This is a genomic window from Algibacter mikhailovii (assembly GCF_014651495.1).
GTDB lineage: Bacteria > Bacteroidota > Bacteroidia > Flavobacteriales > Flavobacteriaceae > Algibacter_E > Algibacter_E mikhailovii.
The window spans coordinates 101,274-118,060 of record NZ_BMWZ01000002.1 but is presented as its reverse complement, the minus strand read 5'-3'; the positions used below and the strand labels follow the sequence as shown (position 1 = coordinate 118,060).

Genomic DNA, 16,787 nt, shown 5'->3' with positions numbered 1-16,787 from the left:
TATGAAGAAAGATACATCACACATAAACTCGCTTGAAAACGAGGCGATTTATATCATGAGAGAAGTAGCAGCACAGTTTGAAAAACCAGTGTTGTTATTTTCTGGCGGTAAAGATTCAATTACACTTGTTAGATTAGCAGTTAAGGCTTTTTATCCGGCAAAAGTTCCTTTTCCTTTAATGCACATTGATACAGGACATAACTTTCCTGAAACAATAGAGTTTAGAGATCGTTTGGTTAAAGAATTAGGGCTTGAGCTAATTGTTAGAAATGTTCAAGATTCTATTGATCAAGGTAAAGTAAAGGAGGAGTCTGGACGCTATGCAAGTAGAAACCAATTACAAACTACTACGCTTTTAGATGCTATTGAAGAATTTAAATTTGATGCATGTATTGGCGGTGCTCGTCGTGATGAAGAAAAAGCGAGAGCTAAAGAGCGTATTTTTTCAGTACGTGATGATTTTGGTCAATGGGATGAGAAAAACCAACGTCCAGAATTGTTTGATATGCTAAATGGTGAGATTGAATTAGGACAAAATGTTCGTGTGTTCCCAATTTCAAACTGGACAGAATTAGATGTTTGGTCTTATATCGAGAAAGAAAACATTGAAATTCCATCAATATATTTCGCACATAAACGAAAAGTTTTCTTAAGAGATGGTATGATTTGGTCTGCTGAAGACGGTATTGTTTACAGAGATGATAATGAAGAGGTGTTAGAGAAAATGGTGCGCTTTAGAACTGTAGGAGATATGAGTTGTACTGCAGCTGTATTATCAGATGCAGTTTCTATTTCTAAAGTGGTTGAAGAAATTAGAGATTCTACTATTTCAGAACGCGGGGCGCGTATCGATGATAAACGATCAGAGGCGGCCATGGAGAAACGTAAGCAGCAAGGGTATTTCTAGAATACCAATTTTGTCATTTCCGCAAAGGCGGGGATCTTTAAAACGAATACAAATTAGGCTTTAAGCCAACATTAGAATAAAAATGGAAGTATTAAAAATAGCAACAGCAGGAAGTGTGGACGATGGAAAAAGTACGTTAATAGGACGTATTCTTTATGATACAAAATCGTTAACTACTGATAAGTTAGAGGCCATAGAAAAAACAAGTAAGCAACGTGGGTATGATTACTTAGATTTTTCATTAGCTACAGATGGATTGGTTGCAGAAAGAGAACAAGGAATTACAATTGATGTAGCTCATATCTATTTTTCAACAAAGAAAAAAAGTTATATCATCGCAGATACGCCAGGTCACGTTGAATATACACGTAACATGGTAACAGGAGCTTCAACTTCACAGGCGTCTATCATTTTAATTGATGCAAGAAAAGGAGTTATTGAGCAAACCAATCGTCATTTCTTCATCAACAATTTATTAAGAATTAAAGATGTTGTGGTAGCGATTAATAAAATGGATTTAGTTGATTATTCAGAAGAAGTATATAACAAGATTAAGGCTGATTTTTCTGAATTGATGAGCAAAAGAGATTACCAAGATCAAAAAATCACATTCATCCCCGTGAGTGCTTTAAAGGGAGATAATGTTGTGAATAAATCTGATGCAATGCCTTGGTATGAAGGTGAAGCGTTATTGCAGCATTTAGAAGATTTGGATAAGTCTGATATTTTTAATGTCGGTACGCCAAGGTTCCCAGTACAATATGTAGTGCGTCCTAAAACTGAAGATTTTCATGATTTTAGAGGATATGCAGGTAAAGTTTATGGTGGAAATTTAAGTGTAGGTGATGACATTATTGTGTTACCATCAAAAACACGTTCAAAAATTAAAGATATTTATTTCTATGATGAAAAGTATGAAACGGCTTCTAGACGTTCATCGGTAACCATTACATTAGAAAATGATATTAATGTGAGCCGTGGGGATATGATTGTTAAAGAAAACGATTTGCCAACCATCGATAAACAATTTACTGCAAACATTTGCTGGATGGATTCTAAACAACTTACACCAGGTACCAAATATGTGGTTCAACATGGGGTGAATAAAGTGCTGGCAAAAGTTGATAGAATAAATCATAAAATAAATCCTGATTATTCTGGTATAGAAAAAGATGTTACAGGTTTAGGGGTAAATGATATTGCTTCAGTTACTTTTAAATTAAATAAACCCATTTTTTACGATCAGTTTAAAAACCACAGGACAAATGGATCATTTATCTTGATAGATGCTCAAAATAATAATACGGTTGGTGCTGGTTTTATTCAGTAGTAAAATATAATAAAAAGTTCTTTTCAAAAGAAAAAAGTCAGGTATATCATGCAAAGTTTTAGAACAGAAATAGAAAATCCAATAGTAGAAAAGGATATTATTGAATTAGCCAATAAGATTGAGTTATTTCATAATGGAAAGATTGATGAGGAGAAATTTAGAAGCCTTCGTTTAGCTCGTGGTGTTTATGGTCAGAGACAAGAAGGGGTTCAAATGATTCGTATTAAAGTGCCTTACGGCAAGTTAAAAAGTAATCAATTACGTAGAATAGCTGCTGTATCTGATGAGTATTCTCGTGGGCGTTTACATATTACAACGCGTCAAGATATACAAATTCACTATGTAGATTTAAATAGAACACCAGAATTGTGGGCGGAGTTAGAAAAAGATGAAGTTACCGTTCGTGAGGCTTGTGGTAATGTGGTAAGAAACGTGACTGCTTCTGAAACTGCTGGAATAGATGTAGATGAACCGTTTGATGTTTCACCTTATGCAGATGCCTTATATAAATTCTTTTTACGTAATCCAATTTGTCAAGAAATGGGACGTAAATTTAAGGTCTCTTTTTCGTCTACAGATGAAGATACAGGCTTGTCATACTTACATGATATAGGTTATATTGCTAAAGAAAAAGACGGCGTTCGCGGATTTAAAGTTATGGTTGCTGGAGGATTAGGTTCTCAGCCACGTCATGCGGATGTCTTATTTGATTTTGTAGAGACCGATAAGATCATTCCTATTATGGAAGGGGTATTAAGAGTTTTTGATCGTTATGGTGAGCGTAAAAGTCGTGCTAAAGCGAGAATGAAATTCTTATTGAAAGATATAGGGTTAGAAGCCTTTAAGGAATTAATTGCTGAGGAACAAAAAGCGATTGAATTTAAAAGTGTCGCTATTGATGCGGATAGTTATGTGCCTTCAGTTCCTGTGGAAATTAAAGATATTCCAACGGTAGAAATAAAAAATCAACAAGCCTTTGAAACTTGGAAATCGACAAACTTAATTCCTCAAAAACAGGATGGGTTTGTTGCTATCGGGATTAAAGTGTTGTTGGGTGATTTTTATACAGATAAAGCACGATTGCTAGCTGACTTAGTGGATAAATATGGTGCAGGTGAAGTACGTTTAACGTTACGTCAAAATATTGTAATTCCTTTTGTAAAAAGAGAATTGGTACCATTTTTCTACACGGAATTAGAGAAATTAGGATTTGTTGATGCTGGTTATAACAAAGCAGTAGATATTACAGCTTGTCCAGGTACAGATACGTGTAACTTAGGTATTGCTAGTAGTACTGGGATTGCAGAAGAACTAGAACGTGTAATTGCAGCAGAGTACCCACAATACTTGAAAAATGAAGATCTTGTAATTAAGATTAGTGGCTGTATGAATGCCTGTGGTCAACATAATATGGCAAATATTGGTTTCCAAGGGATGACCGTGCGTACACCAGATAAATTGGTTGCACCAGCATTACAAGTTTTACTTGGAGGAGGTAACCTAGGTGATGGAAATGCTACTTTTGCTGATAAAGTTGTAAAGGTACCAAGTAGAAGAGGGCCTGAAGCATTGCGCAGAATTTTAAATGATTTTGAAGCCCATGCTAATGGAAAAAGTTTTGTTGCCTATTATCAAGAAAAAGGAGAGAAGTATTTTTACGATTTCTTAAATGATTTACAGGATGCTACTAATTTAATTCAAGAAGATTTTATTGATTGGGGAGAAGAAGAAAAATATGTAAAGGAGATTGGTATTGGTGAATGTGCAGGTGTAGTAATTGATTTAATTGCTACGTTGTTTTTTGAAAGTGAGGAGAAAATTGAAAATGCTAAAACATCTTTTGAAGATGAAGTCTATTCAGGAGCTATTTATTTAGCATACCAATCCTTAGTGAATTCAGCAAAAGCATTATTATTGGCTGAAAACAAAAAGACAAATACACATGCAGGTATTATTTCTCAATTTGACGAGTTATTTATTCAAGGCGGGAAAATCAGTTTAGGAACATCGTTTTCAGAATTGATTTATCAAATCAATAAGAATGCACCAACAAAAGAATTTGCTTTAAATTATATTTCAAGTGCTGAGACATTTTTAACAGCTGTTCGAGAATATAGAGAAGTAGAACAGGCTAAATTGGCATAAGCGAATAAAAAAGAATGAGTTTGAAAACCCCAATATTAACTGTTGTAGGCGCAGGACCAGGTGATGAAGATTTAATTACCCTTAAAGGTATTAAGGCTATTGAATCTGCTGATGTGATTTTATATGATGCACTTATAAACGAATCTTTACTTAAATATGCTTCTGAAAATGCAGAGCTTATTTTTGTGGGGAAACGCAAGGGGTGTTATGCTTTTCAGCAAGAACAGATCAATGATCTTATTGTGACAAAAGCTAAAGAAAAAGGTCATGTTGTGCGTTTAAAAGGAGGCGATCCATTTATTTTTGGGCGTGGAGCGGAAGAGATAGACTATGTGAGAACATTTGGCTTGGAGACGTATGTTGTGCCAGGGATTTCTTCGGCGTTGGCTGTGCCAGCCTCGCAAGGGATACCCTTAACAAAACGAGGTTCTTCAGAAAGTTTTTGGGTTGTAACAGCGACTACTAAAGATCATGCCTTATCTAATGATGTGGTTTTAGCAGCAAAATCTACCGCTACTGTGGTTATCTTAATGGGCATGCATAAATTGCATGACATTGTAAAGGTGTTTTATGCAGAAAATAAACGAAACACCCCAGTAGCAATTATTCAAAATGGTACACGAGATAATGAAAATGTTGGGATAGGGTATATTAGAAATATTCAGCAGGTTGTTAATGAAAAACAATTGGCGGCTCCTGCAATCATAGTTATTGGTGATGTGGTGAAAGAAAGAGCTGTTCTGGATTCAATATATAAAGAAGTGACTGAGGATTAGATGATGGAAAGAAATAATTTGTATCCTATTTTCTTAAAATCCCGAAACCTAAATGTTTTGATTATAGGAGGTGGTTTTGTAGCTGAAGAAAAGCTGACTTTTTTGTTGAAATCTAGTCCCGATGCTCATGTTACCATGGTGTCACCCATGTTTAGAGAGGGTACTGTGGCACTTGCTAAAACAGGATGTGTCACATTGATTGAAGATGTTTACAAAAAAAAATATTTAATTGGCAAGCATATGGTTGTGGCCACGACCGATGAGCCAGAAGTTAACGTACAAGTTTGGAAAGATTGTCGGGCAGAGGCCAAATTAGTCAACGTTGCAGATAATCCGCCCTATTGCGATTTTTATATGGGAGGTATCGTAACTAAAGGCAATGTAAAAGTGGCTATTAGTACTAACGGAAAATCGCCTACAACAGCGAAACGTTTACGTCAATTTTTTGAGGAAGTTATTCCTGAAAATATAGACGATTTAGTGAAGAATTTAAATGAATATAGAAAAACAATAAAAGGTGATTTTGAAGAAAAAGTGGAAACACTAAACGAATTCACAAAAGGATTAATTGAAACATCTGATAAAAAGATTAATCAAAAAAAGTAAGTTAAATTAATGTTACATGTGCCAATTTTAAAACAATATGGATGCGCACATGAAAAAAAAGAATCATAAAATGATTAAGACTGATATACTTATCATAGGAGCTGGACCAACGGGGTTGTTTACTGTTTTTGAAGCAGGATTATTAAAACTTAAATGTCATTTAATTGACGCATTACCACAACCAGGTGGTCAATGTTCAGAAATTTATCCCAAAAAACCAATTTATGATATTCCTGGTTTTCCGGAAATTTTGGCTGGAGATTTAACTAAAAACTTATTAGAGCAGGGAAAACAATTTGAGCCAGGGTTTACCTTGGGAGAACGTGCTGAAACTATAGAAAAACAAGAGGACGGTTCTTTTATTGTAACAACAAATAAAGGGACGCAGCATCATGCTCCTATAGTTGCAATCGCTGGAGGTTTAGGGTCATTTGAGCCAAGAAAACCTGCTATTGAAGGCATAGCAGATTATGAGGATAAGGGTGTGGAATATATCATCAAAGATCCAGAATTTTATAGAGATAAGAAAGTGGTGATTTCTGGAGGTGGTGACTCTGCATTAGATTGGAGTATCTTTTTAACCGATGTAGCTTCTGAGGTAACTTTAATTCATAGAAGAAATGAATTTAGAGGAGCTTTGGATTCTGTTGAGAAAGTAGGCGAGTTAACTAAAGCGGGTAAAATTAATTTAGTAACACCTGCTGAAGTTAAAGAGTTGCATGGTGAAGGTAAGATAGAAGCTGTTACCGTGGTTCCAAAAGATGGGGAAGCGTTTCAAATAGAAACAGATCACTTTATTCCTTTATTTGGATTGTCTCCTAAATTAGGGCCAATTGGAAATTGGGGATTAGAGATTGAAAAGAATGCTATAAAGGTGGATAATTCATTAAATTATCAAACCAATATCCCTGGTATTTTTGCAATCGGTGACGTCAATACATATCCTGAGAAATTAAAGTTAATACTATGTGGGTTCCACGAGGCAACATTAATGTGTCAAGCAGCCTATAGAATTATCAATCCAGGAAAAAGACTGGTGTTAAAATATACTACAGTTAGTGGAATAGATGGATTTGATGGTTCAAGAAAAGAAGCTCCAAAAGCGGTGGTTCAAGCTATAAATTAAATTCTAGCTTTATAAATATAATAATCCCGCGTTTTTCTTTTTAGAATCGCGGGATTTAATGTTTATTATCATAAGATTATTCAGGTATAAATTCTATTTTTATCAACTCAAACACAAAAAAGATAACTAATGAAAAGTTATAATGTTTGCTTAAAAGATACCGCAAAAACATTCACGAAACGTTTATTTTATTCATTGTTCGATTGCGAGCATGAAGAAGAACATGATGAATATTTAGAAAAGACCTTTATTAAAATATTGTCTAAGTTAGACATAGAGGATGGAAAGAAGCTATGGGATAAGTTCAAGTTCCAGTTGCCAGAAATTAGAAGAAAACTGGATTTAGATGCCATTGCATTTGAAAAAAATGATCCGGCTTCGCATTCGTTAGCAGAGATTTATATGGCTTATCCCGGATTTTACGCCATATCAATTTACAGATTGAGTAATGCATTGCATAGACTCGGCGTATATATTTTACCTAGAATGATGAGTGAATACATTCATGGTATAACGGGGGTTGATATTCACCCAGGAGCTACTATTGATGAATCTTTTTATATTGACCACGGCACAGGTATTGTAATTGGCGAAACGTCTATTATTGGCAAAAATGTTAAGATTTATCAGGGGGTAACTTTGGGTGGTATTTCGGTGTCTAAAAGTTTAGCATCGACAAAACGTCATCCTACCATTGAAGATAATGTTTGCATTTATGCGAATGCCACAATTTTAGGAGGCGATATATCTATTGGAGCAAATAGTGTTATTGGTGCTAACGTTTGGATAACCGAATCTGTTCCTGAGAATTCATTAGTAACCTATCAAACAAAAATTAAAATAAGACCCAAAAAGAATGGAATTCGAAAATAGTATTATTGGTCAAATTGGGAATACCCCTTTGGTAGAAGCCACGCATTTGATTTCAAAAAAAGGTGTACGTTTATTTTTAAAACTTGAAGGGAATAACCCAGGCGGCAGTGTGAAGGATCGTCCAGCTTTTAATATGATTAATGAAGCTTTAAAACGAGGTGATATTAAAAAAGGCGATACTTTAGTTGAAGCTACAAGTGGAAATACGGGAATTGCTTTAGCATTTATCTCGAAACTTTTAGGGTTGAAAATGGTATTAATCATGCCTGAGAATTCTACTGAAGAGCGTGTAAAAACAATGCGTGCTTATGGTGCTGAGGTCATTTTAACATCTTCTGATATTGGTATTGAAGGTTCGCGAGACCTAGCTTTTAAGTTAAGAGATGAAAAAGGTTATACTGTTTTGAATCAGTTTGAGAATGATGATAATTGGAAAGCGCATTATAAAACTACCGGCCCTGAAATTTGGGAAGCAACTAATGGGAAAGTTACACATTTTGTATCTAGCATGGGTACAACAGGAACTATTACTGGAACCTCTAAATATTTAAAAGAAAAGAATAAGGAAATAACTATTGTAGGCGCGCAGCCCGCTGATGGTGCTAGAATTCCTGGAATTAGAAAGTGGTCTCCAGAATATGTACCTAAGTTTTTTAATCCTGAACGCGTTGATGTGGTTATTGATGTGACTGAGAATGATGCAAAAGCTACGACCATTAAATTAGCTAAAGAAGAAGGTGTTTTTGCAGGAATGAGTAGCGGAGGTTCTGTATTTTGTGCATTAACTATTGCGGAACAAATTGAAGAAGGTGTGATTGTTGCAATTATTTGTGATAGGGGAGATCGTTATTTATCCTCGGCCCTGTTTGAATAAGGTGTTTTAATTTTTCTGAATTTAATGTGAATAAAGGAATATAGTTAGTATTTTTGTTCGCCAGTTCATTAACGTATTAATGTTATCAAGAAAGGTAGAGGGATTAGACCCAATGAAACCTTGGCAACCCTTTAACTTGTAAAGAAGGTGCTACGTTCTACTCCTAGCAATAGGAGACAGATAACGAATAGTATTTTTTACTCTTCTTGATGATATTATGATGAAAACTAATAAAATATTAGGCTTTCGTCAAGCTGAATTTGTTTCAGTTTTTACATAAATAAAAAAGAAAAGTGATGTCAAACATACATGAAGCTTTAAAGGATCGAATTTTAGTTTTAGATGGTGCTATGGGTACCATGTTACAAGCTTATAAATTCACTGAAGGGGATTTTAGAGGCGAACGCTTTAAAGATTATCCAACACCTTTGCAGGGTAATAACGACTTGCTGTCAATCACACAGCCAGAAGCTATAAAAACCATTCACGGCAAATATTTTGAAGTAGGTGCTGATATAGTCGAAACCAATACGTTTTCAGGAACTACTATTGCTATGGCAGATTACCAAATGGAAGATTTAGTATATGAACTAAATTATCAGTCTGCTAAAATAGCCAAAGAAGTTGCTGATGAATTTACAGCAAAGGAACCGCACAAACCAAGATTTGTGGCAGGGTCAATAGGGCCAACGAATAGAACGGCTAGTATGTCACCAGATGTGAATGACCCAGGATATCGAGCCGTAACTTTTGATGAGTTGCGTATAGCATACAAGCAACAGGTAGAGGCGTTGGTTGATGGTGGTGTAGATTTGTTATTGGTTGAAACGGTATTTGATACCTTGAATGCTAAAGCTGCTTTATTTGCTATTGAACAAGTAAAAGAAGAACGCAATATTGATATACCCATAATGTTAAGTGGTACTATTACAGATGCTTCCGGTAGAACATTATCTGGGCAAACTGCCGAGGCATTTTTAATTTCGGTATCGCATATTCCATTATTATCGGTTGGGTTTAATTGTGCATTGGGTGCAAATTTATTGCAACCACATTTAGAGGCGATTGCTAATAAAACAGATTTTGCAATTTCAGCACATCCAAATGCAGGATTACCAAATGCTTTTGGCGAATATGATGAAACGCCTGAAGAAATGGGCGCGCAAATTGAAGAATATTTGAAGAAGAATTTAATCAATATTATAGGTGGTTGTTGTGGAACTAGCCCGGAGCATATTAGAGTGATTGCAGATATTGCCGCAAAGTATAAACCACGACGTCATGCTGATCTTGTTTCAGCATCTCATTAGAGATTTATAGAATGATACTAGAAGTAGCCACATTACATATAAAAGAAGGACTTTCTGCTGAATTTGAGACGAATTTCAAAAAGGCGGAAGGCATAATTTCTTCAATGAAAGGGTACATCTCACATCAATTAAAGAAGTGTGTTGAAGCCAGGGATAAATACATATTATTGGTTAACTGGGAAACGATTGAAGATCATGAAATTGGATTTAGAACATCAAATGAATATCAAGAATGGAAAGCATTATTGCATCATTTTTATGAGCCATTTCCAACAGTAGAGCATTATAAATAATGAAAATAAAACAAACTAAATACATGAAGCTTTCAGGATTAGAACCACTAATTCTGAATGAAAACAGTAACTTCATAAATGTTGGGGAGCGGACAAATGTTGCCGGTTCTAGAAAGTTTTTACGTTTAATCAAGGAAGAAAAATTTGATGAAGCACTAGATATTGCACGGCACCAAGTAGATGGTGGTGCACAGATTGTAGATATCAATATGGATGATGGACTTCTTGATGGAAAAGAGTCTATGGTGCGTTTTTTAAATTTGATAGCTGCTGAACCAGATATTTGTCGCGTGCCAATGATGATTGACTCTTCCAAATGGGAAATCATTGAGGCAGGATTACAAGTGGTTCAAGGAAAATGCGTGGTAAACTCTATTTCACTTAAAGAGGGTGAAGAAAAGTTTATTTGGGAAGCCAAACAAATAAAAAAATATGGTGCAGCCGTAATTGTGATGGCTTTTGATGAAGTAGGGCAAGCCGATAATTATGAAAGGCGCATTGAAATTGCTCAAAGGTCTTATGACGTTTTGGTCAATAAAGTTGGATTCCCATCAGAGGATATCATTTTTGATTTAAACATTTTCCCTGTTGCAACGGGAATGGATGAGCATAAAAGAAATGCTATCGATTTTATAGAGGCTACAAAATGGGTTCGAGAGAATCTTGAAAATGTTAGTGTTAGTGGCGGTGTAAGTAATGTGTCGTTTTCGTTTAGAGGGAACAACACCGTGCGCGAGGCCATGCACTCTGTGTTCTTATACTATGCCATTCAAAATGGTATGAATATGGGTATTGTGAATCCGGCTATGTTAGAGGTTTATGATGATATCCCAAAGGATTTATTGGAGCATGTTGAAGATGTTATACTTGATAGGCGCGATGATGCTACAGAGCGTTTATTAGATTTTGCCGAAACGGTAAAAGGTTCTAAAAAGGAAAAGACGGTAGATTTATCATGGCGTGAAAATCCATTACAAGATAGAATAACCCATGCCTTGGTTAAGGGGCTTGATGCTTTTATAATTGAGGATATAGAAGAAGCACGATTAGCAGCCAATAAACCCATTGAAGTTATTGAAGGAAATTTAATGACAGGTATGAATGTGGTTGGTGACTTGTTTGGTGCAGGAAAAATGTTCTTGCCACAGGTGGTAAAATCTGCTCGTGTGATGAAAAAGGCAGTAGGCTATTTAAACCCATTCATTGAAGCCGAAAAATCAGATAAATCTGAGCCAGTAGGTAAAATATTAATGGCCACGGTAAAAGGCGATGTACACGATATAGGTAAAAATATTGTAAGTGTGGTTCTGGCTTGTAATAACTATGAAATTGTAGATTTAGGGGTAATGGTGCCTCCGGAAAAAATCATTGAAACTGCTATTGCTGAACGTGTTGATGCCATTGGGTTATCTGGTTTAATAACACCATCTTTAGATGAGATGGTGTACTTGGCTAAGGAAATGCAAAACAAAAATTTTGAGGTGCCGTTATTAATTGGTGGGGCTACAACCTCTAAAGCACATACGGCTGTAAAGATTGATACCCAATATACAAATGCTGTGGTGCATGTAAACGATGCGTCAAGAGCGGTGACCGTAGTTGGTGATTTACTTAATAAGAAAACATCAAACGAATATGTTGCTAAGTTGAAAGCAGATTATGATGAATTCCGAACCAAGTTTTTAAAACGAGGAAAGGAGAAATCATATATTTCAATTGAAGAGGCACGAAAAAGAAAATATAAAATTGATTGGGAAACCTCTGAAATTGTAAAACCTAAAGAATTGGGGGTTCAGATTTTGAAGCAATTAAGCTTAAAAGAACTATTGCCGTTTATAGATTGGAGTCCGTTTTTTAGAAGTTGGGATTTACATGGTAAATATCCAGATATATTAACGGATAAGGTTGTGGGAGAGCAAGCCACACAGTTATTTGAAGACGCTCAAGATATGGTTAAGCAAATTGTTGCTAAACAATTATTAAAACCTAAAGCCGTGTTTGGATTGTTTGAAGCCAACTCAATACATGAAGATGATATTTCTGTTCAGAAAAAAGGGAAAGAAATCGCTGTCTTTAGAACCTTGCGTCAGCAATTGAAAAAGCGAGAAGGCATTCCTAATCATGCCTTGGCAGACTTTATTGCGCCAAAAGATTCTGGTAGAACAGATTATATAGGGGCTTTTTGCGTTGGTATATTTGGGGCTCAAGAATTGGCTGATAGTTATAAAGCAAAGGATGACGATTATAATGCCATTATGGCTCAAGCTATAGCAGATCGATTTGCTGAGGCGTTTGCCGAGTACTTGCACAAGCAAATACGAACCAAACATTGGGGGTATGTGGCTCAAGAAGATTTGACAAACCAAGATTTAATAAAAGAGAGTTATAAAGGTATTCGTCCTGCACCAGGATATCCTGCCTGTCCTGATCATTTAGAAAAGGAAACGATTTGGGATTTGTTGGAGGTTGAAAAACTAATAGGAGTAAGCTTAACTGAAAGTTTAGCTATGTGGCCAGCCGCAGCTGTGTCTGGGTATTATTTTGCAAATCCAGAATCAAAATATTTCGGACTTGGTAAAATTACAGATGACCAAGTATCTGATTATGCTACTAGAAAAGGAATTAATAAGGATAAAGCTAGAAAGTGGTTACATCCAAATATTGCAGATCAATAGAAATGAAATTTATCAAGTTAACTTTGGGGAGTTATGTCATATCGCATGGGTATGATAGTAATAATAAGGAGGTTTTAGAACATGTTCGTTCTGCAACGTTTTCAAAGAAAATTATTCCAATTTCAAGAATAAAATCTATAAGTGAAAAATACATTCTTACAGATTATGTTGATGATAGATGGATATACTGGGAATATGAAGAGTCCTTTAATGATCTAGAACACATTTTGGTAGAGTAATGCTGAAGGATAAAATTAATAATAGAAACTCAGGAATTTTACTTTACGGATTAACACCACCAAAGTTAAAAACAGACCAAAGTAAAATTCAAAGTATTGCTAAAAAACAAATCGAGCGTATTAGCGATATTGGTTTAGACGGATTAGTTTTATATGACATACAAGATGAATCTTCAAGGAATGATGCCCCAAGACCGTTTCCATTTATAGAAACACTAAGCCCGGATGTCTATAGTGCTAAGTATTTAAAGGATTTGAACTTGCCTAAGATTATTTACAAAAGTGTAGGTAAGTATTCTAAACAAGAATTAGGGCATTGGATTAAGGAAAATGCTGAGCAAATAGACTATTCTGTTTTTGTTGGTACACCATCAAATAAACAAAAATCGAGTTTATCATTAAATGATGCTTATAGTGTAAACCATGCAGCAAATTCATCTATGATTTTAGGCGGTGTTACTATACCTGAACGGCATTATAAAAAGAATGATGAGCATCTGCGCCTTTTTAAAAAGGTTGATAAAGGATGTCATTTTTTTATTTCACAGTGTGTTTACAATATTAACAATACTAAAAATTTTCTTTCCGATTATTATTACAGTTCTATGGCTGATGATAGAGTGTTATTGCCTATTATTTTTACCTTAACCCCATGTGGTTCGTTAAAAACTATGGAGTTTATGGAGTGGTTGGGTATTGATATGCCGCAGTGGTTAAAGAATGATTTAAAACACTCTGAAGATATTTTAGCGAAGTCTATTGATGTTTGTAAAACTATAGCTAAAGAATTATTGGATTATTGTGCAGGAAAAAATATTCCCATAGGTTTTAATATTGAAAGTGTTTCAATACGAAAGGCTGAAATTGAAGCTTCCATTGAATTGCTAAGAGACGTTAAAACAATGATGAAGAAATATGAAGCTTCTTCCGTTTCATAAAGATAAGTGTATTATGTTTGTGTTGGAGTTTCGGACCTATTTTATAGCTTTCTGATTAAGCGGGAAACAATGTCTGTGTATAAGGGCTAAGAGATTAATTAGAAAAAGAATATGGAGCAGAGTTTTGTCTATTCTAGAAGATCAAAAAATATTAAATGAAAGTAACAGACCACATAAAAAACGCGAACGGAAAAACATTGTTTTCGTTTGAAGTAATTCCGCCTAAGAAAGGCAAGAATATCCAAGATTTATACAATAATATTGATCCGTTAATGGAGTTTAATCCACCGTTCATTGATGTGACTACTTCGCGTGAAGAATACGTGTATATTGATAAAGGTAACGGACTTTTGGATAAGCGAATTACGCGTATGCGACCGGGTACGGTTGGTATATGTGCATCCATTATGCATAAATATCAAGTGGATGCTATACCGCATTTATTGTGTGGTGGATTTACTAAAGAAGAGACAGAATATGTATTGGTAGATTGTCATTATTTAGGATTAGATAATGTTATGGCTCTGCGTGGGGATTCTATGAAAGATGAGGCCTATTTTAAACCTGTAAAGGGGGGAAATGCTTTTGCAAGTGATTTGGTGGAGCAAATTGCTAATTTAAATCGTGGGCAATATTTGCATGATGATGTAGATGCCGAGCATAATTCTGATTTTTGTATTGGTGTGGCGGGTTATCCTGAAAAACATATGGAGGCCCCTTCTTTAGTAACTGACTTAAGACGCTTAAAAGCTAAGGTAGATGCTGGTGCGGATTATGTTGTGACCCAGATGTTTTTTGACAATAGTAAGTATTTTGAGTTTGTTGAAAAAGCCAGAGAAATGGGAATCACGGTGCCTATAATTCCTGGTATTAAGCCTATTGCAGTAAAACGTCATTTACAATTATTGCCACAAGTGTTTAAAATAGACTTGCCTCAAGATTTAATTGATGCTGTAGAAAACTGTAAGGATAATAAAGCGGTGAGACAAGTTGGTGTTGAGTTTGCTATTCAGCAATCTCAAGAATTAAGGGCTGCAGGAGTTCCTGTTTTGCACTACTATTCTATGGGGAAAAGTGATAATATTCATGCTATAGCAAAGGCATTGTTTTAGAGACTTTGCGAGATTTAAGGCCATAAACTCATTGATGAAGTATTTTTATTACTGCCTGTTTTTTTTACTATGTACTATTGGGTATGCGCAAGAGCAGAAATATTCATCATATTTTGATCTCAATTATTTTACCGGAAATATAGCAAACCATAATAATGATATTCTTCATTTAATTCAAGGGCATCCAGAGGGTGTTGTCTTAGGTTGGAACAAAAAAACGTTTGGTTATGAGGCATGGGAACAACGCTATAATTATCCAGATATTGGCGTGTCTTTTACGTATCAAGATTTAAAGAATGATGTTTTAGGTAATAATTACGGCATATATGGGCATTGTAATTTTTATTTTTTTAAACGGCATTTAATGTTTAGAATAGGCCAAGGATTGGCATATACATCCAATCCTTATGATAAGTATGACAATTCGAGAAATAATGCCTTTGGCACTTCCATTATGAGTAGTACCTATGTCATGCTTAATTATAAGAAGGAACGCATATTTGACCGTTTTGGATTACAGGGCGGTCTGTCATTAATTCACTACTCCAATGCTAATGTGAAAGCACCCAATAGTAGTATCAATTCCCTTACTATTAATGTTGGTCTTACCTATAGCTTAGATGAATTTGAACCCGAATATAAACGAGATATACGAGATGGTGGCAAGGAAAAATTTACAGAACCCATAAAGTATAATTTGGCGTTTAGAACAGGAATTAATGAAAGCGACGTAGTGGGCAGTGGGCAATTTCCTTTTTATGTTTTTTCGGGATATGCAGATAAGCGTTTAAGTCATAAAAGTGCAATTCATTTAGGAGCAGATGTGTTTTTTTCTAACTTTTTAAAAGAACTTATCCATTATAAAAGTGTGTCATTTCCAGAAGAAAATGTATCGGGAAATGAGGATTATAAACGTGCAGGTGTTTTTATTGGACATGAGTTATTTATTAGTAGAACAAGTCTGATTACGCAATTGGGGTATTATGTATATTACCCCTATGATTTTGAAGGCAGAACATATATGCGTATTGGATTAAAACGATACTTTGGGAAAAAGGTTTTTGGAGCATTAACCTTAAAATCTCATGGAGCAAAAGCAGAAGCTGTTGAATTTGGAATAGGTGTAAGACTTTAATTGAGGCTGGTATGGAACAAAGATTAACTATGGTCACATTAGGCGTAAATGATTTAGCGATAGCTTCAGTCTTTTATGAAAACAAGTTTGGTTGGAAGAAAATGGAATCGAGCAATGAGGGTGTCGTCTTTTTTAAGCTGAACGGAATATTACTATCCTTATATCCTAAAGCTAAATTGGCTCAAGATGCCATGGTTAGTCCGGATGGATATGGTTTTAAAGGTTTTACATTAGCTTTCAACACACGATCTAAAGAAGAAGTTGATGATTTGATTACACGTTTTGAGGTAAAAGGTGTTAAGGTTGTAAAGAAACCAGAAGATGTGTTCTGGGGAGGCTACAGTGGTTATATAGCTGACCCTGATGAAAACTTATGGGAAATTGCGTTTAATCCATTTTTACCATTGGATGGAGAAGGTAACGTTCAAGAGGAATAAAAATTAGAATT

16 protein-coding genes and 1 riboswitch are annotated in these 16,787 nt (G+C 35.2%); all 16 genes read left to right on the top strand.

The window, feature by feature from the left end; translation table 11 throughout:
• Position 1 precedes the first annotated feature (1 nt).
• The 16 genes from cysD to IE051_RS03865 all read left to right on the top strand — a co-directional run bounded on the left by cysD (position 2) and on the right by IE051_RS03865 (position 16,776).
• Complete coding sequence (cysD, locus tag IE051_RS03940; RefSeq protein ID WP_189359478.1) at positions 2–907, top strand: sulfate adenylyltransferase subunit CysD; 906 nt, start codon at positions 2–4, stop codon at positions 905–907.
• An 82-nt stretch (positions 908–989) separates the two neighbouring features.
• Positions 990–2,237, top strand: coding sequence for a sulfate adenylyltransferase subunit 1 (locus IE051_RS03935; RefSeq protein ID WP_189359477.1), 1,248 nt, complete (start codon positions 990–992; stop codon positions 2,235–2,237).
• Between the two features lie 48 nt (positions 2,238–2,285).
• Positions 2,286–4,382 carry a ferredoxin-like domain-containing protein gene (locus IE051_RS03930; RefSeq protein ID WP_189359476.1) on the top strand — a complete coding sequence of 699 codons (2,097 nt, stop codon included), beginning with the start codon at positions 2,286–2,288 and terminating at the stop codon, positions 4,380–4,382.
• A gap of 14 nt (positions 4,383–4,396) precedes the next feature.
• Positions 4,397–5,158 (top strand): uroporphyrinogen-III C-methyltransferase, encoded by a 762-nt coding sequence (gene cobA / locus IE051_RS03925; RefSeq protein ID WP_189359475.1) that lies wholly within the window; start codon positions 4,397–4,399, stop codon positions 5,156–5,158.
• Positions 5,159–5,161: 3 nt separating this feature from the next.
• Entirely contained in the window at positions 5,162–5,764 is a 603-nt protein-coding gene (locus IE051_RS03920; protein ID WP_189359905.1) for a precorrin-2 dehydrogenase/sirohydrochlorin ferrochelatase family protein, read from the top strand.
• A 70-nt stretch (positions 5,765–5,834) separates the two neighbouring features.
• Positions 5,835–6,890 (top strand): NAD(P)/FAD-dependent oxidoreductase, encoded by a 1,056-nt coding sequence (locus IE051_RS03915; RefSeq protein WP_189359904.1) that lies wholly within the window; start codon positions 5,835–5,837, stop codon positions 6,888–6,890.
• Positions 6,891–7,019: 129 nt separating this feature from the next.
• Positions 7,020–7,763: a serine O-acetyltransferase EpsC gene (gene epsC / locus IE051_RS03910; RefSeq protein ID WP_189359474.1), complete on the top strand. Its 744-nt coding sequence runs from the start codon at positions 7,020–7,022 to the stop codon at positions 7,761–7,763.
• Complete coding sequence (gene cysM, locus IE051_RS03905) at positions 7,747–8,637, top strand: cysteine synthase CysM (RefSeq protein WP_189359473.1); 891 nt, start codon at positions 7,747–7,749, stop codon at positions 8,635–8,637. Before epsC ends, cysM begins: the two co-directional genes overlap by 17 nt.
• A gap of 79 nt (positions 8,638–8,716) precedes the next feature.
• Positions 8,717–8,824, top strand: a riboswitch (SAM riboswitch).
• A gap of 109 nt (positions 8,825–8,933) precedes the next feature.
• A complete protein-coding gene (locus IE051_RS03900; protein WP_189359472.1) occupies positions 8,934–9,947 on the top strand; it encodes a homocysteine S-methyltransferase family protein in 1,014 nt (337 codons plus the stop codon).
• Between the two features lie 11 nt (positions 9,948–9,958).
• Positions 9,959–10,240 (top strand): antibiotic biosynthesis monooxygenase family protein, encoded by a 282-nt coding sequence (locus IE051_RS03895; protein ID WP_189359471.1) that lies wholly within the window; start codon positions 9,959–9,961, stop codon positions 10,238–10,240.
• A complete protein-coding gene (metH, locus tag IE051_RS03890) occupies positions 10,240–12,915 on the top strand; it encodes a methionine synthase (protein ID WP_189359470.1) in 2,676 nt (891 codons plus the stop codon). The genes IE051_RS03895 and metH overlap by 1 nt, the downstream gene beginning before the upstream one ends.
• Positions 12,916–12,917: 2 nt before the next feature.
• Complete coding sequence (locus tag IE051_RS03885) at positions 12,918–13,154, top strand: hypothetical protein (RefSeq protein WP_189359469.1); 237 nt, start codon at positions 12,918–12,920, stop codon at positions 13,152–13,154.
• Positions 13,154–14,092 (top strand): methylenetetrahydrofolate reductase, encoded by a 939-nt coding sequence (locus IE051_RS03880; RefSeq protein ID WP_189359468.1) that lies wholly within the window; start codon positions 13,154–13,156, stop codon positions 14,090–14,092. The genes IE051_RS03885 and IE051_RS03880 overlap by 1 nt, the downstream gene beginning before the upstream one ends.
• Before the next feature lie 155 nt (positions 14,093–14,247).
• Entirely contained in the window at positions 14,248–15,204 is a 957-nt protein-coding gene (gene metF / locus IE051_RS03875) for a methylenetetrahydrofolate reductase [NAD(P)H] (protein WP_189359467.1), read from the top strand.
• Positions 15,205–15,238: 34 nt separating this feature from the next.
• The gene (locus tag IE051_RS03870; RefSeq protein ID WP_189359466.1) at positions 15,239–16,339 is read left to right on the top strand and encodes an acyloxyacyl hydrolase; all 1,101 of its coding nucleotides are present in this window, start codon (positions 15,239–15,241) and stop codon (positions 16,337–16,339) included.
• Between the two features lie 11 nt (positions 16,340–16,350).
• Complete coding sequence (locus tag IE051_RS03865) at positions 16,351–16,776, top strand: VOC family protein (protein ID WP_189359465.1); 426 nt, start codon at positions 16,351–16,353, stop codon at positions 16,774–16,776.
• Positions 16,777–16,787: the final 11 nt, after the last annotated feature.